This is a genomic window from Nocardioides alkalitolerans, assembly GCA_038184435.1.
Taxonomy (GTDB): Bacteria; Actinomycetota; Actinomycetes; order Propionibacteriales; family Nocardioidaceae; genus Nocardioides; species Nocardioides alkalitolerans_A.
The window spans coordinates 3,206,537-3,224,813 of sequence record CP116227.1 but is presented as its reverse complement, the minus strand read 5'-3'; the positions used below and the strand labels follow the sequence as shown (position 1 = coordinate 3,224,813).

Annotated in this window: 15 protein-coding genes; 7 read left to right on the top strand and 8 right to left on the bottom strand. The window is 74.7% G+C overall.

The features are described from left to right. Positions 1-35 precede the first annotated feature (35 nt). From PIR53_15375 to PIR53_15360, 4 genes are all read left to right on the top strand, one after another. Positions 36-965, top strand: coding sequence for a cation diffusion facilitator family transporter (locus PIR53_15375; protein WZH51391.1), 930 nt, complete (start codon positions 36-38; stop codon positions 963-965). A gap of 40 nt (positions 966-1,005) precedes the next feature. Then, complete coding sequence (locus tag PIR53_15370) at positions 1,006-1,266, top strand: GlsB/YeaQ/YmgE family stress response membrane protein (protein WZH51390.1); 261 nt, start codon at positions 1,006-1,008, stop codon at positions 1,264-1,266. Positions 1,267-1,333: 67 nt separating this feature from the next. Next, entirely contained in the window at positions 1,334-2,218 is an 885-nt protein-coding gene (locus tag PIR53_15365; protein WZH51389.1) for a MoxR family ATPase, read from the top strand. Positions 2,219-2,221: 3 nt separating this feature from the next. Continuing rightward, positions 2,222-3,676 (top strand): VWA domain-containing protein, encoded by a 1,455-nt coding sequence (locus PIR53_15360; protein ID WZH51388.1) that lies wholly within the window; start codon positions 2,222-2,224, stop codon positions 3,674-3,676. A gap of 88 nt (positions 3,677-3,764) precedes the next feature. Here the strand turns inward: PIR53_15360 and PIR53_15355 are convergent, their stop codons facing one another. From PIR53_15355 to PIR53_15345, 3 genes are read right to left on the bottom strand one after another with little or no spacing between them, the layout of a single operon-like run. Next, positions 3,765-5,189 (bottom strand): hypothetical protein, encoded by a 1,425-nt coding sequence (locus tag PIR53_15355; GenBank protein WZH51387.1) that lies wholly within the window; start codon positions 5,187-5,189, stop codon positions 3,765-3,767. After that, positions 5,186-6,127, bottom strand: coding sequence for a hypothetical protein (locus tag PIR53_15350; GenBank protein ID WZH51386.1), 942 nt, complete (start codon positions 6,125-6,127; stop codon positions 5,186-5,188). The genes PIR53_15355 and PIR53_15350 overlap by 4 nt, the downstream gene beginning before the upstream one ends. 10 nt (positions 6,128-6,137) lie before the next feature. After that, positions 6,138-6,563, bottom strand: coding sequence for a hypothetical protein (locus PIR53_15345; GenBank protein WZH51385.1), 426 nt, complete (start codon positions 6,561-6,563; stop codon positions 6,138-6,140). A 170-nt stretch (positions 6,564-6,733) separates the two neighbouring features. On the opposite strand from PIR53_15345, the gene galE reads away from it, so the two are divergent. After that, positions 6,734-7,753 carry a UDP-glucose 4-epimerase GalE gene (gene galE / locus PIR53_15340; protein ID WZH51384.1) on the top strand — a complete coding sequence of 340 codons (1,020 nt, stop codon included), beginning with the start codon at positions 6,734-6,736 and terminating at the stop codon, positions 7,751-7,753. A gap of 8 nt (positions 7,754-7,761) precedes the next feature. Here the strand turns inward: galE and PIR53_15335 are convergent, their stop codons facing one another. Together PIR53_15335 and PIR53_15330 are read right to left on the bottom strand one after the other, a co-directional pair. Further along, the gene (locus tag PIR53_15335; protein ID WZH51383.1) at positions 7,762-9,213 is read right to left on the bottom strand and encodes a hypothetical protein; all 1,452 of its coding nucleotides are present in this window, start codon (positions 9,211-9,213) and stop codon (positions 7,762-7,764) included. Beyond that, positions 9,210-9,746, bottom strand: coding sequence for a hypothetical protein (locus PIR53_15330; protein WZH51382.1), 537 nt, complete (start codon positions 9,744-9,746; stop codon positions 9,210-9,212). The genes PIR53_15335 and PIR53_15330 overlap by 4 nt, the downstream gene beginning before the upstream one ends. A 252-nt stretch (positions 9,747-9,998) precedes the next feature. On the opposite strand from PIR53_15330, the gene PIR53_15325 reads away from it, so the two are divergent. Further along, positions 9,999-11,495 carry a potassium/proton antiporter gene (locus tag PIR53_15325; protein WZH51381.1) on the top strand — a complete coding sequence of 499 codons (1,497 nt, stop codon included), beginning with the start codon at positions 9,999-10,001 and terminating at the stop codon, positions 11,493-11,495. Positions 11,496-11,686: 191 nt separating this feature from the next. On the opposite strand, the gene PIR53_15320 is transcribed toward PIR53_15325, so the two are convergent. The 3 genes from PIR53_15320 to eccCa all read right to left on the bottom strand — a co-directional run bounded on the left by PIR53_15320 (position 11,687) and on the right by eccCa (position 16,622). After that, a complete protein-coding gene (locus PIR53_15320) occupies positions 11,687-12,223 on the bottom strand; it encodes a LytR C-terminal domain-containing protein (protein ID WZH51380.1) in 537 nt (178 codons plus the stop codon). Further along, positions 12,220-12,516 carry a type II toxin-antitoxin system VapB family antitoxin gene (locus tag PIR53_15315; protein WZH51379.1) on the bottom strand — a complete coding sequence of 99 codons (297 nt, stop codon included), beginning with the start codon at positions 12,514-12,516 and terminating at the stop codon, positions 12,220-12,222. Before PIR53_15315 ends, PIR53_15320 begins: the two co-directional genes overlap by 4 nt. A 71-nt stretch (positions 12,517-12,587) precedes the next feature. Then, the gene (gene eccCa, locus PIR53_15310) at positions 12,588-16,622 is read right to left on the bottom strand and encodes a type VII secretion protein EccCa (GenBank protein WZH51378.1); all 4,035 of its coding nucleotides are present in this window, start codon (positions 16,620-16,622) and stop codon (positions 12,588-12,590) included. A 222-nt stretch (positions 16,623-16,844) separates the two neighbouring features. Here eccCa and PIR53_15305 point away from each other — a divergent pair, with 222 nt between their 5' ends. Beyond that, on the top strand, positions 16,845-18,221 hold the full coding sequence (locus tag PIR53_15305; GenBank protein ID WZH51377.1) for a hypothetical protein: 1,377 nt from the start codon (positions 16,845-16,847) through the stop codon (positions 18,219-18,221). Positions 18,222-18,277 lie beyond the last annotated feature (56 nt).

The window sequence follows — 18,277 nt, the reverse complement described above, 5'->3', positions numbered from 1 at the left end:
GACCTGACACGAGCGTCGACCTCAGGAGCAGCGCGATGGGACACGGCCACGGTCACGGTCACGGGGGCCACGGAGCGGGCAGGGCGGCCGACCGGCGACGCCTCAAGATCGTCCTGGCGGTCACCGCCTCGATCCTCGTGCTCCAGGCGGTCGGCGGCATCCTCACGGGGTCGCTCGCGCTGCTCGCGGACTCCGCCCACATGGCGATGGACGCCGGTGGCGTGCTGCTGGCGCTCGGGGCGTCGTACGTCGCGGCGCGGCCGGCGGGGGAGCGCACGACGTTCGGCTACCACCGCGCCGAGGTGCTCGCCGCCCTGGCCAACGCCGTGGTGCTGCTCGTGCTGGGCGCCGTGCTGCTGGTCGCCGGCGTTTCGCGCCTCGCGGACCCCGGGGAGGTGGATGCAGGGCCGATGGTGCTGTTCGCGCTCACCGGCCTCGTGGCCAACGGGGTCTCGATGGCGGTGCTGAGCCGCTCCGACACCGGCTCGCTCAACCTGCGCGGCGCGCTCATGGAGGTGATGGCCGACCTTCTCGGGTCGGTGTTCGCGATCGTCGCCGGGCTCGTGATCCTGCTGACCGGCTTCCAGCAGGCCGACCCGATCGCCTCGTTGCTCATCGCCGTGATGATCCTGCCCCGGGCGTTCACCCTCGCGCGCGACGCGCTCCGGGTGCTCTTCGAGGTCGCGCCCGACGGTCTCGACCTCGCCGAGGTGACCGCCCACCTCCGCCGGATGGACGGCGTGGTCGACGTGCACGACCTCCACGCGTGGACCATCACGTCGGGCCTGCCGTCGATGTCCGCGCACGTGACGGTGACCGAGGAGGCGCTGGCCACCCACGGCGTCGGCGGCATGCTCGACCGGGTCAGCAGCTGCGTGGCGGAGCACTTCGAGGTGCGCCACGCGACCTTCCAGATCGAGCCCGAGTCGCACCGCGCGCACGAGGACCTCGGCGAGGCCCATTAGCACCATTGGGTGGACTGGACCACCGCGCTAGGTTGAACAAATGGGTCTCATCATCTTCCTCGTCATCGGCCTCATCGCCGGGTTCATCGCACGCGCTGTCGTCCCCGGCGACGACAGCATGGGCATCATCGGAACGCTCGTCCTCGGCCTCGTCGGCTCGTTCGTCGGAGGCACGCTCGCCTCGCTCATCGGCGACGGCCCCATGAACTTCAGCGCCTCCGGCCTCATCGGCTCGATCATCGGCGCGATCATCGCGCTCATCGTCTTCAACATGGTCACCGGCCGGAAGCGCGTCGCCTGACCCTGCTCCACCTCCCCCGTCCCCTCGCACCGACCCTGACAGCCTCGCTGTCAGGGTCGGTGCCACTATGGGGCGCATGACCTGGTTCTCCTCGCCCGACGACGTGACGGGCCGGCTGGCCGACGCGGGCTACCTGGCGGACGTCGCGACGGCGACGACCGCCTTCCTGGCCGGGCGGCTCGAGAAGCCGCTGCTCATCGAGGGCCCGGCGGGCGTCGGCAAGACGGAGCTGGCGAAGGCCGTCGCCCGGTCCACGGGTGCCGAGCTCGTGCGCCTTCAGTGCTACGAGGGCCTCGACGAGGCCCGGGCGCTCTACGAGTGGAACTACTCCAAGCAGCTGCTCCGCATCCAGGCCGCTCGCGGCGAGAACGGCCCCACGCAGGGCTGGGACGCCACGCACGACGACATCTTCACCGAGGAGTTCCTGCTGACCCGGCCGCTCCTCACGGCCATCCGTCGCGAGCAGCCGACCGTGCTGCTCATCGACGAGGTCGACAAGACCGACGTCGAGGTCGAGGGCCTGCTGCTCGAGGTGCTCAGCGACTTCCAGGTGACGATCCCCGAGCTGGGCACGGTCGCGGCGACGCGCCGCCCGTTCGTCGTGCTCACGTCGAACGCGGCGCGGGAGCTGTCCGAGGCCCTCAAGCGCCGCTGCCTCTACCTCCACCTCGACTACCCCGACGCCGAGCGTGAGCGCGAGATCGTCACCGCCCAGGTGCCGGAGCTCGACGACGCCGTGGCCCGCCGCCTCGTGGAGACCGTGGTGCGGCTGCGCGAGCTCGAGCTGAAGAAGGCCCCGTCGATCGCCGAGTCCATCGACTGGGCCCGCACGCTCGTGGCGCTCGAGGTGCGCGAGCTCGACCAGGCGGCCATCACGGCCACCCTCGGCGCGGTGCTGAAGCACGCGACCGACCAGGACCGGGCGGTGCGCGAGCTCAAGCTGAGGGGCTGAGCGGTGGCCGAGGGCGTCGCACCGACCAGCGGTCTCGTCGACCGCCACATCGCCTTCGTCGAGGCGCTGCGCGGGGCCGGGTTGCCCGTGTCCCTGTCGGAGGGCCTCGACGCGGTCGAGGCGTGGCGGGCGCTCGACTGGGCGGACCGGTCGGCCATCCGGGCCGGGTACGCCGCGACCCTCGTCAAGCGGCCCGCCCAGCGCCCGACGTTCGACACGCTCTTCGACCTCTACTTCCCCCACCTCGTCGGCGAGGGCCTCCCGACCCTCGATCCCGAGGTCGAGGACCCGGCCACCGGGCGGGCGACCGATCCCGCCCGCGACAACGCCGAGGCGATCGCGGCGTTCCGCGACCGGTTGACGGCCGGTCTCGAGGCGGAGCTGCGCACCGAGGGCGACCCGTCCGCCCCGGCCCTGGAGCGCCTCGCGGCCGAGGCCGTCGGCCGGTTCGGGGCGATGCCCGGCCGGCAGCCGGGCCAGACGGCGTACTCCGCGTACCAGACCCTCCGCCGCCTCGCCCCCGGCGAGCTGGCCGACCGGCTCGCGGCAGGCCTGCTCGGCGACACGGACTCCGCGGCCATGGACCCGGCCGCGCGGCTCGTCGCCGAGCGGCGGGCGGCCCGGGGCATCGGACGCTTCACGCGCCTGGTCGAGGACGACGCCCGGCGCCGGATCGCGGAGCGCAAGACGCCGGAGTACGTCGCGGACGTCGCCGTGCGCCCCAGCATCGACCGGGTCGCGTTCACGGCGGCCCGCCGCGACGACCTCGAGGAGATGCGGCGGCAGATCGGCCCGCTGGCCCGCCGGCTGGCGACGCGGCTCGCCAAGCAGCGCAGCGCCCAGGGCCGCGGGCCCCTCGACTTCCGCCGCACCGTGCGCGCGTCGATGTCGACGGGCGGGGTGCCGATCACCACGAGGCACCGGCCGAAGCGTCCCCACCGCACCGACCTGGTCGTGCTGTGCGACGTCAGCGGTTCGGTGGCGCACTTCGCGCAGTTCACGCTGCTGCTGACCTACGCGCTGCGCGAGCACTTCGGCCGCATGCGCGCCTTCACGTTCGTCGACCGCACGACGGAGGTGACGAGCGTGCTGCGACCCGGCCGCGACCCCGTCGAGGTGATGGAGGAGCTCGCCGCCAGCATCCAGCACGCCGCGCTGGTCGGGCGCACCAGCTACGGATCCGCGCTGCGGACCTTCCGACAGGAGTACGGCGACGCGCTCGGCCCCGCGTCGTCCCTGCTCGTGCTCGGCGACGCGCGCAGCAACTACTCCGACCTGGCGCTCGACGACCTCCGCGCCATGACGCACGGAATCCGGGTCGCGTGGTGGCTCAACCCCGAGCACCCCCGCAACTGGGACACGGGCGACTCGGCGGCCTCCCGCTACGGCGCGGTGGTGCCGATGGTGGAGTGCCGCAACCTGGCGCAGCTCGAGGAGTTCGTGCAGAAGGTGCTCTGAGCGCGGCGGGTGTTCATCCCGGCGCTCGCGGTCGTGGTGCCAGGCCACCGGTTCCCGTCGGCCCGGCACCACGACCCCCGAGAGGGGGTCAACCGGCGAGGTACCCCAGCTCCGTGAGGCGGTCGATCTCGGCCCGCAGCGCCGGGTGGCTCGAGGCGTCCGCGGCGCGTCCGCCCGCGACGTACAGGTCCTGCCCGGCCGAGCGCCGCGCGTCGTCACCGTCGAAGACGACGGTTACGCGGTTGCCGACGCCCTGGTTGATGAGCGACCCGAGCAGGGCGACCGGGTCGCCGCGGTCCTCGAGCGAGAGCACGCGGATGGGCTCCGGCACCCGGGTGACCTGCGAGGATGGGGCGCCGGCCGTGACGACCTGCTCGATCGTGAACTTGTCGGACGACGCCTCGGCCGCGACCTCCGCGGCCGCGAGACCGCCCTGGGCGGAGCCGACGAGCATGACGCGCGCGCCGGTCGTGTCGCCCACGGCCTGCTCGACGGCGGCCACGACCTCCGCGCCGTACGCCCCGTGGTCGCCGCCGACCAGCCGCAGGCGCGCCGGGGTGTGCGCGTCGGGGCCGGGCAGGTAGGCGATGAAGCGGTCGGCGCCGACGCGCTGCACCTGCACGCGACGGGTGGTGGCCGCCAACGCGCTCATGAGCTCCTCGATGGACCGGGGGGCGCGCAGGTCGTCGACGGTCGCGGCGCCCGTGTCCGCCGCGGCGCCCTCCGTCTCCTCGTCCACCAGCGCGACCGCGATGTCGCGGAAGGCGGCGCCCGCGTCGGAGGTGAAGGAGGTGGCCCCGACGGTCTCCAGGCCGGCCCGCCCGGCGGCCGCACCGCGCTCGCCGGCGAGGTAGCTGGCCGTCAGCAGCGAGCGCAGCTGCAGGCTCTCGACGAGCCCGCCGCCACCGCTCGTCACGTGGTCGAGCAGGTCGGGGTTCTGCTCGGCGAGCTCGCCGAGGTACGCCGCGAGCCCGTCCCGCTCCAGCGCGTCGGTCTCGATCAGCCCGGCCGACACGATCGCCCCGCCCAGCGCGACCTCGGGCGCCAGGTAGCCGATCGCCCGCCCGGCGACGGAGCCCAGCGTGCGGTAGGCGACGTCCTGCAGCTCGTCGATCCAGCGGTAGGTGAGCACCGTGGCGCGCACGGCGAGCGCGTCCGCGTCGAGCTCCAGCGAGCGGTTGAGCAGCCCGTGCTTGCCGAGCGTGGCGGAGCGGATCTCGGCCTCGGCGTCCTCCCACGTGCGGGGGGAGAGCGGGGCGGAGGCCGTCACGTCGTCGTCGGCGAGGATCGCCTCTCCGAGGCGCGCCCGCGCCCGGAGGTCGTCGCCGGTGGCGTCGAAGAGGTCGGCGAGCGCCAGCATCTGGTCGTAGGTGTCCTGCTGTGCCGCCGACCGGGCGGACGCGCTGGTCTCGCCGTCGGTCGGGTCGATCGGGTCGGTCGGGTCGTTCGTCGTCTGGTCCACCGGGTCCTCCGAGTCGTCCGGTCGTGCGGGGCCGGCTGGTCGCGTCGTCATCCCGCCACCTCCGCGAGGACCGGCGCCAGCGCCGCGGGGAAGTCGCCGGGCTCGACGCGGTGCACCTCGACGCGGTGCTGGTCGCCGTCGCGGTGGGGGCGCAGGCCGTGCCAGCCGTCGGCGAGCAGCACCCACGAGACGATCCCGACGGTGGTGCTGCCCGTGCCGACGTCCGCCACCATCGCGCGGACGCGACCCTGGGTCTCGTCGTGGAGGGCGCGCACGACGGTGAGGACCTCGCCGTCGGGCAGCACGCGGCCGCCGGCGTCCCGCGCCTCGCCGGAGTGCTGCGCCACGAGCGCGGGCAGCACGTCGGAGCGGTTGCTCCGCAGCGCCTCGCCGGCGGCGTCCACCAGCTCGTAGGGCAGGTCGACGGACTCCGGGACCGACGAGGGCGCCAGCGGCACGTCCTCCGGCACGGCCGCGACCCGGCGCAGCTCGTCGGGCCAGGCCTCGCTGTCGAACCACGCGAGCTCGAACACGAGGCCGTCGGCCGTGGCGAGGCTGGCGACGGCGCCGTCGGCCTGGCGGTGCCAGGCCTTGGCCCGGGCCCCGCCGGCGACGACGACGTCGATGTCGACCCCGATGCGGGGCGTGGCCAGCAGCCCGACCGCACCGAGGATCCCGGCGTCGACGCCGTCGCCGGTCAGCAGGCCGCGGCGGGTCAGCGAGACGGACGGGTCGCCGAGGGAGGCGAGCGCCTCGGCGTACGCCGTCGCGTCGTCGTCCGCCGGGCGCACGCCGAGCCGGTCGGCGAGGGCGTCGGGCGCCGCACCGTCCGCCGGGGCGGGCTCGACGTCGACGAAGGGGAGCGGGGCGCCACCGGCGCGCTCGGCGCAGAGCCGCAGCTCGGGGAGCGTGAGGGCCACCCGTCGGGGGAGCCGGTCGAAGAGGTGGGTGGGGGTGGGACTCGGAACGCCGAGATCGATCGTCGTCATGGTTGCTTCCTCACAGTCCCGCGAGGGAGACGGAGAGCCAGTCCTTATGGCCCGGCGGTGGGGGATCGAAGTCGACCAGCTGCTGGTCGGTGGGGCTCAGGGTGCGCTGCACCCCCGCGGCGTCGTCGAAGGTCGCGAGCTCCGCCTGCCGGTGGCGGGCGTCGGCGATCAGCGAGTGCGCCCGGCGTTCGATGCCGGCGATCGCGTCCTTCACCTCGCCGACCGCACCGGCGTGCTTCGCCAGGGCCTGCCCGGCGTCCTGGTGCTGGCCCGCGACGTCGCGCAGCTGGGCGGCGCGGTCGCGCATGCGCAGACGGAGGTCGTCCGCAGCACGACCGGTCCAACCGACCGAGTCCGCCCCGGCGACCAACCGGTCTGCCAGCGCGCGGATGTCGACCGCCTGCTCGTCCAGCTCCGAGGCGCGTCTGCGGATCACTGCCGCATCGCCATACATGTCCGTCGCCCTTTCGTCGTGTGCCGCACTCTTCTGCGTCCATCCCCCGACGTCGGTGGTCCTGCCTTCCCCCTGTTCCCTCCACGAAACATCACAGCGCCCGCGAGGCCGATCACCCCACCCGGCCGGACGAGCCTCCCTACGATGACCGCGTGCGCATCCTGGTCGCCGGCGGCGCCGGCTACATCGGCTCCCACACCGTGCTCTCCCTGCTCGAGGCGGGACACGAGGTCGTGGTGGCCGACGACTTCTCGAACGCCCGGCCGGCGGTGCTCGACCGCCTGCGCGAGCTGGCCGGCGTCGAGGTGCCGTGCGTCGAGGTGGACCTGACGGACGCGGCGCGCACCGAGACCCTCGTGGCCGAGCACCGCCCCGACGCGGTCATCCACTTCGCCGGTCTCAAGGCGGTCGGCGAGAGCGCCGTGCAGCCGCTCCGCTACTACCGCACCAACCTCGACGCGACCTTCTCCCTCCTCGAGGCCATGGGGCGCCACGGCGTGGAGCGGTTCGTGTTCTCCTCCTCCGCGACCGTCTACGGCGACCACGCCCCGGTGCCGTACGTCGAGACCTACGCCCCGCTCGCCGCCGCCAACCCCTACGGGCGCACCAAGGTGATGACCGAGCAGGTGCTGACAGACCACGCCGCCGCCACGTCGGGGCTGCGGGTGGCGCTGCTGCGCTACTTCAACCCCGTCGGCGCCCACCCGTCGGGCCTGATCGGGGAGGACCCGCAGGGGGTGCCGAACAACCTCATGCCCTACGTCGCGCAGGTGGCCGTCGGCCGGCAGGAGCGGCTCGCGATCTTCGGCGACGACTACGACACGCCCGACGGCACCTGCCTGCGCGACTACGTCCACGTGGTCGACCTCGCCGAGGGCCACGTGGCCGCGCTCGAGCACCTCGACGAGCAGGCGACGCCCGTGCGCGCCTTCAACCTCGGCGGTGGTCGGGGCACGAGCGTGCGCGAGCTGTTCGACGCCTTCTGCGCGGTCGTCGGTCGCGAGCTGCCGCACGAGGTGGTGGGGCGCCGGGCCGGCGACCTGCCCGCCTACTGGGCCGACACGACCCGCGCGGCCGAGGAGCTGGGCTGGACGGCCCGCCGCTCCCTCGACGACATGGTCGCCGACGTCTGGCGCTGGCAGTCGCAGAACCCGACCGGCTATCCCGCCTGAGCAGCGGCTCACCCGATCCCCTCCCGGGTGATGCGGTAGGTCCACGAGACCGCCGGTTCCCCGGCCCCGAGGGCGCCTGACGCCCGGAGCTCCTCGACCCGCTGCCGCACCACCGGGTCGGTCGCGGCGTCCACGGCCGCGGCGCCCCGGGCGTACTCCGCCAGGGAGTGCGCCTCCCCGGGGGTCGAGCCTCCGCCGGCGAAGCGCACCGTGAGGTGCTCGACCCGGTCGGGGTTGGGCGTGCCGTCGAGGAGCACGAGGACGTCGCGCTCGTTCTCCAGCGACGTCACGCGTACCCCGTCCGGGGCCGGTGGCATCGCCCCGATCGGTGCGCCGAGCGTGATGACGTCCTCCACCGCGAAGCGACCACCGCTCGCGACCTGGACGGCCGCCATGCCGCCCTGGGAGTGCCCCCACATCGTCACGGGGTCGTCGGGACCGATGCCGGCCTCCGTCATCGCCGCCTCGATGCCGCGCTGGTAGGCGGTCGACTGGCCCGCCATCGCCCGCAGGTTCGTGCCGAGGTCGCGGACGTCGTCGTCCTGCTCCCCGGGGAGGGTCCCGGGGTCGTCCGTCCCCGGCAGGAGGACGACCCACCGGGCCTGCTCCCCGGAGCCGATGCGCTGGATCTCGATGGTGCCGTTGCCCTCGGGACGCTCGGTCGACGACAGCTCGTTGACCCGGTCGAGGGCGGCGACACCGGCGGCGAGGTCGCTCGGGCCCCGGCTCGTCGTGGCGGCGACCCGTTCGACGTGGGCGCGACCGTCGACGTACCAGAGGCCCAGGACGCCGGCTGCCGCTCCGACGCTCGGCAGGTACCACCGCCCCCCGAACGGCGTCGGCACCACGTCGCCCGAGTCCCAGGCGCCCTCCAGGAGACCGGGCGCCCACGCGACCAGGGACTCGGCCGCCTCCGGGTTCGCCATCGCCCAGGACTCCAGGGCGGCTCCGGCGCCCTCGGCGTCGCCCGGCGCTCCGGAGAGCCGCGCGGCCAGGCCGCGGAGGTCGGCGGCCGACCCGTCGGGTCGCAGGCCGTCGGCGTCCACGCCGAGGGCGCGACCGATCGTGCCGAGCGCCCAGCCTGCCTGGTAGGACGCCAGGTAGCGCAGGTCGTGGTGGAGGTCGGCCACGAGCGCGTCGGCCTCCTCGAGCAGGGTGGCCGCCGCGCGGACCGCCGCTGCCTGGGCCCACCACCCCGCCGCCCCGGCGGGGAGCCCCGTCGGGCCGAGGTTGAGCCCCGCGACGTGGGCCTCCGCGACGGCGAAGGTGGCCGGCGACCACGGCGCGCTGCCGACGAGCGTCGGGTCGACGAGCGTCGCCGCCGCACCGCCACCGAGGGAGACGAGCCGCCCGGCCACCGCGTCGTACTCCGTCGCGAGCCCCCGCACCGCCTCCAGCTGGGCCTCGAACCCGCCCGCGCCGCCCGTCGTGGTGAGCGACGGGGTCGCGTCGCCGCTCACCGCAGGCCCGGGACGTCGAGGTCGAGCCAGGCGGGGTCGCCCGGCGCCGGCACGCGGATGCGCGAGAGCCGGTCGCGGAGCTCGGCGGCCGCGTCGTCGCCCCCGATGCCGACCAGCTCGCCGAGCCCGCCGACGGCGTCGCCCAGGGTGTCGCCCAGGGTGTCGCCCAGGGTGTCGCCGAGGGCGCCTGCGGCGTCGAGCACGTCGCCCGCCACGTCGACGAGCGTCGCGCCCACCGAGGCGGCGAGCTCGAGGAACCGCTGCCGCAGGCCCGCGATGAGCTCGAGCGTCGCCTCCACCTGCGCCGCGTGCTGGGCCAGCGCGGCACCGGCGTCGCTGTGCTCGTCGGCCGTCGCCCGCATCCGGTCGGCCGCCGCCCGGGCCGCCGCCCGCATGGCGTCGGCCGCAGCACCTTGCCAGGGCGCGGCGACGGCTCGCGCGACGAGGGCGGCGGCCTCGTCGCGGAGGTCGGCCGAGCGGTCGTGGTAGGTCGTGGCCAGCGCCCGGAGCGCGGCCGTGTCCGGCAGCAGCACGGTGGTCTCCTTCCCCCGAGGGCCGCGGCGCGCGACCCACGAGAAGCGAACCGCACGCACGACGTGCGGGGGAGGGACCGCGACGTACCTGGGGAACACGGAGCGTCGGGGACGGGTTGGGGACGAGCGACGGGTCGGCCCGCTCGCGCTCCCCAGGCGCGGCGCACCTCACGGGCGCACCACCGTCGTTCGTCCCGCGCGCACCGTCGGCGCTCCGTAGAATCAGCCCGAACCGACCCCCGAGGTGAGCCCGTGACGTTCGACGCGCACGACCTCGACGTGTTCCTCCTCGTCGGGTCGGCCGTCACGCTCCTCGCGATCCTCGCGGTGCGGGTCTCGTCGCGGGCGGGCCTGCCCAGCCTCATCCTCTACCTGCTGATGGGCGTCGCCCTCGGCTCGTCGGGCCTCGGCATCGAGTTCTCCGACGCGGCGCTCGCGCACGCCATCGGCTTCGGCGCGCTCGTCGTCATCCTCGCGGAGGGCGGTCTCACGACCGACTGGCGCGAGATCCGGCCGAGCATGCCGCTCGGGCTCGCGCTGGCCACGATCGGCATGGCCGTCTCGGTGACGGTCGTCGCGCTCGGCGTGCACTACCTGCTCGGGCTGCCGTGGCAGATCGCCGTGCTCCTGGGCGCCGCCACGTCGGCCACCGACGCCGCCGCCGTGTTCTCGGTGCTCCGCGTCGTGCCGCTGCCGCGCCGCATCACGGGCGTGCTCGAGGCCGAGTCGGGCCTCAACGACGCCCCGACCGTCGTGCTCGTCGTGCTCGTGAGCGCGGGAGGCGCGCTCGAGCACGGCGTGCTGGCGATGGCGCTGGAGATCCTCTACGAGCTCGTGGTGGGCCTCGCCGTCGGCCTGGCCGTGGGCTGGGCCGGCGCCTGGACGATGCGGCGCGCCGCCCTCCCGTCCTCCGGCCTCTACCCGCTCGCCGTCGTCTGCCTCACGGTCCTCGCCTACGGCCTGGGCGCGCTGGCGCACGCCTCCGGCTTCGCCGCGGTGTACGTCGCGGCGCTGGTGCTCGGCAACGCCGACCTCCCCCACCGGGGGGCGACCCGGTCGTTCGTCGAGGGTGTCGCCTGGCTGGCGCAGATCGGTCTCTTCATCATGCTCGGCCTGCTGCTGACGCCGGAGCGGCTGACCTGGCACACGATCGGCATCGCCCTCGTCGCCGGGTTCATCCTCACCGCCGTCGCACGTCCGTTGTCGGTGGCGGTCAGCTCGCTGGTGCAGCGCGCCCCCTGGCGGGACCAGGCGTTCCTGTCCTGGGCGGGCCTGCGCGGCGCCGTACCCATCGTCTTCGCCACCATCCCCCTCGCCGCCGGGGTGCCGGGGGCGACCCAGCTGTTCGACATCGTCTTCGTGCTGGTGGTGGCCTACACGCTGCTCACCGGCCCCACGCTGCCCTGGGTGGCCCGCCGCCTCGGCCTGGTCGACGGTCAGGAGCTGCGCGACCTGGAGGTGGAGGCGGCGCCGCTCGAGCGGGTCGCGGCCGACCTGCTGCAGGTGCGCATCGCGGCCGAGTCCCACCTCCACGGCGTCGAGGTCGGCGAGCTGCGGCTGCCCGTGGGGGCTTCGATCTCGCTGGTCGTGCGGGGCGAGTCGGTGCTCGTGCCCGAGCCGACGACCGCGCTGCGGCGCGGCGACGACCTCATCATCGTCACGCCCCGGGGGCTGCGCGAGAGCACCGAGGAGCGGTTGCGGCTCGTGTCGCGCCACGGCCGCCTCGCGCGCTGGGGGCGCAAGGCCTGAACCACCTCGCGGACGTCGTGCGAACCGCCGGCCCGGAACGCCGGGGTGCATGACGTCGCGGGTACGGCGAGGGGGCGGGCGCGCCGGGGAGGCCCGGAACTGTGCGGTTGGGTAGTCCGGAGCGGGGCGGCGGTGTACCAACGTCCCACTTCGGGCCCCGGCCCCAGACCCAGACCCAGACCCAGACCAGATCAGGGCAGCGGCACGTCGTTGGGTCCGCAGATGGACTCGGCGACCGGCACGGTGCGCGACCCCTCCTCGCCCTTGAGCTCGTCCCAGCCGGGGCCGACGTAGAGCGTCACGGCGTCGACGTCCTCGTCGAGCGTGACGACGACGGGGTCGCCGAGGTTGGCCCGCAGGATGCCGACGGCGGTCGACTCGATGTTGTTGGCGCGGATCTCCACCCGGGCGACCTCGGTGCCCTCGGGCGCGTTGCCGGTGTTGCCGGCGGAGAAGCCGCGGCTGGTGAGCGCGGTCATCGTCTGCTGCGCGAGCCCGGAGCGGCCGCTCGCGTTGTAGACGTTGACGACGACGTCGGCGGCGGTCAGGGTCGCGCCCGCCTCGTAGTCGCGCGGGGTGCAGACGCCGCTGCTCGCGGCGCCCAGGTCGGGCTTCGGCACGGGTGCGGTCAGCCGGGTCCAGCCCCAGACGGCCGCGCCGAGGAGCAGGACCACCAGCACCGTCATGGTGATCGCGGTGCGGACCCGGGTGTCGATGGCGTCGCTCACGAGTCGATCACCACGACCCGGGCGTGGAGCACGTTGCGCTGCTGCAGGGCGGCGCGGAGCGCACGGTGCAGGCCGTCCTCGAGGAACAGCTCGCCGCGCCACACGACGACGTGGGCGAAGAGGTCGCCGAAGAACGTCGAGTCCTCGTCGAGGAGCGCCGCCAGCTGGAGCGTGTCCTTCGTCGTCACCAGCTGGTCGAGCCGCACCTGTCGAGGCGGCACCGCCGCCCAGCCCTTGGCGTCGAGGCCGTGGGCCGGGTAGGGACGCCCGCTGCCCACCCGCTTGAAGATCACCCGGTGATCATACGGACGGCGGCGGGCCGACGGACGCGCACGTGCTCCCCTCGGCGCGGCTCCACCGCAGGTCAGAGGTCGGTCGGCGGCGACCAGGACAGCTGCACGACCTCCGTGCCGCGGTCGCGGGTCACGAGCCGGCCCCGGCCGGGCGGCGCCTTCTGCGGGCGCACGTTGCCGATGAGCGCACCCTCGTCCGGCGAGCCCGACAGCACGATGCCCGGCATGGCCAGGTCGCGCAGGGACTGGATGACGGGCTCGTAGAGCGCGCGGGACGCGCCGCCCGACCGCCGCGCGAGCACGACGTGCAGGCCGACGTCGCGGGCCTGGGCGAGCAGCGGCTGCAGCGGCTGGACGGGCGAGTTCGAGCCGGTCGAGACGAGGTCGTAGTCGTCGATCACCACGAACACCTCCGAGCCCTGCCACCACGAGCGGTTGCGCAGCTGGTCGGGGGTGACGTCGGGGCCGGGGATGCGGTTCTCGAGGTACTTCGCGAGGTCCCGCAGCAGCGGCGTCGCCTGGGCCGCGCTCGTCAGGTAGTTGAGCTGGTACTCGTCCGGCACCTCCCCGAGCAGCGACCGGCGGTAGTCGACGACCACGACCTGCGCCTGCTTCGGCGTGCGGGTGCGCATGACCTCCCGCACGTAGGAGCGCAGCAGCGCGCTCTTGCCGGAGCGGCCGTCGCCGAAGACGAGCAGGTGGGGCTCGGCGTCGACGTCGAGACCGACCGGCGCGAGCTCCTTCTCGTTGACGCCGAGGAGGATCCGACCGCTGTCGGCCAGGGTCCGGCCGCCCTCCAGCAGTGTCTCGGCGGCCTGCGCGAGCACGCGGTCCGACTCGATCTGCTCGGGGAGCAGCCGCAGCTTGGGACCGGTCGGGCCGGTCCACGCCGCCGAGACCCGCTGCACGAGCTCGTCCACGCCGTCGCCGATGGTGGCCGGGTCGGGCGTGGCGTCGACGCGGGGGAGGGCGCCGAGGAAGTGCAGCTTGCCGGGCACGAGGCCGCGGCCGGGGCGGCCGGTCGGCACGAGGGCCGCGATCTTGCGGTCGATCTCGGAGTCGATGGGGTCACCGAGCCGCAGCTCGAGCCGCGTGCCGAAGACGTCGCGCATCGCGGCGCGGAAGTCGGGCCAGCGCGAGGCGCCCACGACGATGTGGAGACCGAAGGTCAGGCCGCGACCGGCGAGCTGCTGCAGGGACATCTCGATGTCGTCGAAGTCGGAACGCAGCGTGCTCCACCCGTCGACCACGAGGAACACGTCGCCGTACCCGTCGTCCGCGCGCCCCTGCCGGCGCCGCGTCCGGTAGGTCTCGATGGAGTCGATGCCCTGGTTGCGGAAGTAGGCCTCGCGGCGGTCCACGATGCCCTGCACCTCGGCGATGATGCGCCGTACGACGTCGGGCTCGGCCCGCGTGCCCACGCCCGCGACGTGCGGGAGCCGGGCCAGCGGCGCGAAGGTGCCGCCGCCGAAGTCGAGCACGAAGAACTGGGACTCGAGCGGCGTCGTCGTGAGGGCCGTGCTGGTGACGATGGTGCGCAGCAGGGTGCTCTTGCCGCTGCGGGGGCCGCCGACCACCGCGACGTGACCGCCGGCGCCCGCCATGTCGATCGTCAGGGTGTCCCGCCGCTGCTCACGCGGGCGGTCGACGGTGCCGAGGGGCACGACGAGGCCGCCCATGCTGCGCCAGTGCGGGGAGACGAGACCAGCGTCGGGCGTCGTCGTCAGGTCCGGCATCAGCTGGTCGAGGGTGTCGGGCACGTCGAGCGGCGGCAGCCACACCGAGTGGGCGGACGGGCCCTTGCCGTGCATGCGGTCGACGGCGATGTCGAGCAGCGAGGGCTGCTCGCCCTGCGCGGCGGGGCGCACCTCCTCGACCGGCGCCACCTCGTCCTCGAGCGGCTCGAGCGTCTGCACCTCGGAGATCGTGAAGGGCAGGATGCCGCGCACGTTGCCGCCCTCGTCGCGGCGCACCGTGGCGCGCGAGCTCGCCGGCGGGGGCCCGGAGACGTACGCCGCCTTGAAGCGCAGCAGCGTGGACTGGTCGGGCTTGAGGTAGCCGAGACCGGGCACGGCGGGCAGCTCGTAGGCGTCGGGCACGCCGAGGACGGCGCGCGACTCGCCGGCCGAGAAGGTGCGGAGGCCCACCCGGTAGGACAGGTGGGACTCGAGGCCGCGCAGGCGGCCCTCCTCCAGGCGCTGCGAGGCGAGCAGCAGGTGGAGCCCGAGCGAGCGGCCGAGGCGGCCGATGGCGACGAAGAGGTCGATGAACTCCGGCTTCGCCGTGAGCATCTCGGAGAACTCGTCGACGACGATGAACAGCGACGGCAGGGGCGCGAGGTCCTCGCCGCCGGCGCGCGCCCGCTCGTAGTCGCGGATCGAGGCGTAGTTGCCCGCCTCGCGCAGCAGCTCCTGGCGCCGCACCATCTCGCCCGACAGGGCGTCCTGCATGCGGTCGACGAGGGTGAGCTCCTGGCTGAGGTTGGTGATGACGGCCGAGACGTGCGGCATCTCCGACATGCCGGCGAACGTGGCGCCGCCCTTGAAGTCGACGAGCACCATGTTGAGCTGCTCGGAGGAGTGCGTCATCGCGAGACCGAGCACGAGGGTGCGGAGGAACTCCGACTTGCCGGAGCCGGTCGCGCCGATGACGAGCCCGTGGGGACCCATGCCCTGCTGGGCGGACTCCTTGATGTCGAGGTGCACGAGCCCGCCGTCGCCGGTCCCGATGGGCACGCGCAGGCGGTCGCGGGCCGGCCGCGGGCGCCAGGCCCCGGCCGGGTCGTAGCCGTGGACGTCGCCGAGACCGAGCATGTCCATGAAGTCGGTGGGGCCGGACATCTCCGCGGGGTTGCCGCCCTCGCCGGAGTCGCCGCTCGCGACGGTGTGCAACGGGGTGAGCCGCCGGGCCAGGGCCTCGGCGCTCGCGATGGAGCACTGGTCGCCGGTGCCGTGCACGACCTCGGTGCGCACGCGGATGGCGTCGATGCGCGGACGGCCGTCGGACTCCTCGCCGACGACCTCGAGACGCAGGCGGGTCGGGTCCTCGAGCTCCTCCCACCGCGCGGGGAGGTCGATGACCGTGACGCCGTGGAGACCGTCCGGCGGGATGACGTGGTTGCCGGGCGGCAGGATGCCGCCGTCGACGACGAGCACGACGTGGGGGGTGGCCGCGCGCTCGTCCGCACCGAACCGGGGCCGCTCGGCCAGGTCGGGCGGCAGGAGCGCCCCGAGGTCGTCGATGGACGTGCTCACCATCCGCATGGGGCCGACGGCGTCGGACTGCTGCGCGCTCTGCGCGTGGGGGAGCCACTTCAGCCAGTCCCAGTGCTCGAGGTTGGCCTCCGAGCTGAGCACCGCGACGACGACCTGCTCGGGGCCGTGGAAGGCGACCGCGCTGGTGAGCATCGCCCGCGCGAGGGAGCGCGCCTGCTCCTCGGGCCCGCAGACCTCGACGCGGTCGAAGGCGCGCAGGTCGACCGAGGCCGGCAGGCCGGGCTGCACGCGGTGCACGACGAGGAGGCGGTGCAGGGCCGAGGCGGCGGCGGGGTCGACCTGGTCGATGGGTGCGCTCTCCGGCGGCACCAGCTCGACGGAGAGCGGCTGCGGGCACACGCCCCAGCGCACCTGGAGGAAGTGGGGGTCGCCCGAGGCGCGCTCCCACAGCCGCGTGCGGTCCTCGGCGACGGCGGGGAGGGCGTCGGGGGAGGGGTGGTGCCAGGTCAGGGCCTCGCGCTGCCGGTCGGCCGAGTCGCGTGCCGCCTGGCGGATGCCGGCGAGGTAGCGCAGGTACTCCGTGCGCGACCCCGTCACCTGCTGGTTGCGCTGCTTGCGCTGCCGGTCGATCTGCACGGCGACGAAGCCGAGGGTCGCGAAGAGGAACATGCCCGCGGCGAGCATCGAGCGTCCGCCGGTCGTGCCGCCCTGGCTGGAGAGCGAGGCGATGACGACGATCGAGCCGATGCTGCCCAGCATCGGGATCGCGTTCATGAGCACGCCGCTGGCGCCCTCGTGCTCCTGGATCTGCGGCGGCGGCTGCAGCACGATCTGCCCGGTCGGCACCTCGGGTGCGTCGATGCGGTGGCTGCTGCGCAGCGTGGTGCTCACACGGCTCCCCTCGTCGGCCCGGTCGGGCCCCTCACGGTACGCGCCAGGGCAGGCCGCACCGGCGCCTTCGTGCCCCGTCGGACCCCCTGGCGAAACCCCCGCCGCGCACCTTGTGGAGATGTCGCTGGAAACCCGTCCCGATCGGGACGGGTAGTCCGGTCGCGGGCGGGGAACTAGCCTCCCTCGTGCGCCACCGGCGCGCCCTGACGAGAGAGGGGTCGGATGACCGAGACCGTGGCCGGTGCGGCTGCCGGCAGCACGACGGGCACGCTCGCGCTCTCCGTGCACGGCCGCTCCGGCGTGCTCGACCTCCTCGTCCCCGAGGGCGCCTCCGCGGTGGACGTGCTCCGGGAGTACGCCAAGCAGACCGGCGAGCGCACGCCCGCACGCCTCTGCGACCACCGGGGCGCCGAGCTGCCCGGCCGGGTCACCCTGGCCGACGCCGGCATCCGCTCGGGCAGCGTCGTCGTGGCGACGTACGGCGCACCCCCCGCCGTACCCGACCGCCAGCGGGGCGACCGCCACCGGACGGACCCTGCGGACGGGCCGGGTCCCGTGGCCCGCTGCCTCGTGGCGCTGGCCGCGGCCGCGGCCCTGCTGGCGGGGCTCGGGGTGCTGGCCGGCGGCAGCGAGGACGACCGGCGGCTGCTGGTCGGGCTGCTGCTCGCGGGGGCGTTCGTGGGGGTGCTCCCGCTCGGCCGCCTCGTGGAGCTGCGGGTGCTGGCGGCTCCCGTCTTCGGGGGTACGGCGGCGCTCGTCGCCGTCTGGGACCCCGCGTCCGCGCGGCTCCCCATGGTCGTCGGCATCGCAGCGCTCGGGGCGGCGGTCACGGCGGCGGTCGCCCGCGCCTCGACGGGGGTGTCCGACGAGCAGCTGCGCGTGTGGATGTGGGCCGGGGGCACGGTGTTCGTCGTGGCCGGCCTCGCCGCGGTGGTCGGGCTCCACGAGCGGGTGGTGTGGGCGACCCTGCTGCTGCTCTGCCTCGTGGCGGGCCGCTTCGTGCCCGGTGTGGCCGTCGACGTGCCCGACCAGACTCTCGTGGACCTCGAACGCCTGGCCGTCTCGGCCTGGTCGGCGCGCGACCGCACGACGAGCCGGCGCACCCGCACGATCATCCGCCGCGCGGCCGTCGAGGACGTCGTCGAGCGCGGGGCACGGCTGGTCGGGTCGGCGGCGACGGCCGTGCTCGCCGTCTCCCTGGTGGCCGCCCCCCTCGTGCTGCAGACGACCCGTCTGCCGATCGACGAGGTGGGCGCGCCGCTGCTGGTCACGCTGGTGGGCTGCACGCAGCTGCTGGTGGCCCGCAGCTACCGGCACCCCGCCGCACGGGTGGCCCTGCGGCTCGCGGGCCTGTGGTGCCTGGGGTGCGTGCTGGTGGCCGTGGTGGCGGAGCAGTCGTGGTCGGGCCGTCTCGGGCTGGCCGCCGTCGTGGTCGGTGTCGCGGTGGTCGCCGCGGCCGTCGCGCTGGGCCGCGGGTGGCGCTCGGTGTGGTGGGGACGGCGCGCCGAGATCGCCGAGGCGCTGACCGTCGCGCTCGCCGTGCCGGCCTTCGTCGTGACGGTCGGGGTTTTCCGCAGAATCTGGGAAATCGTCGGCTGAGGTGTTTACCGGTTCGGGCCCCGGGTACCACACGCCACCGTCCGGGTGGGCAGCGA

Excerpts from the sequence above, each read along its gene's own strand:
- PIR53_15370 (WZH51390.1), top strand. The coding sequence starts at position 1,006 with ATGGGTCTCATCATCTTCCTCGTCATCGGCCTCATCGCCGGGTTCATC.
- PIR53_15365 (WZH51389.1), top strand. The coding sequence starts at position 1,334 with ATGGGGCGCATGACCTGGTTCTCCTCGCCCGACGACGTGACGGGCCGG.
- PIR53_15355 (WZH51387.1), bottom strand. The coding sequence starts at position 5,189 with ATGACGACGCGACCAGCCGGCCCCGCACGACCGGACGACTCGGAGGAC.
- PIR53_15305 (WZH51377.1), top strand. The coding sequence starts at position 16,845 with ATGACCGAGACCGTGGCCGGTGCGGCTGCCGGCAGCACGACGGGCACG.
- PIR53_15375 (WZH51391.1), top strand. The coding sequence starts at position 36 with ATGGGACACGGCCACGGTCACGGTCACGGGGGCCACGGAGCGGGCAGG.
- PIR53_15350 (WZH51386.1), bottom strand. The coding sequence starts at position 6,127 with ATGACGACGATCGATCTCGGCGTTCCGAGTCCCACCCCCACCCACCTC.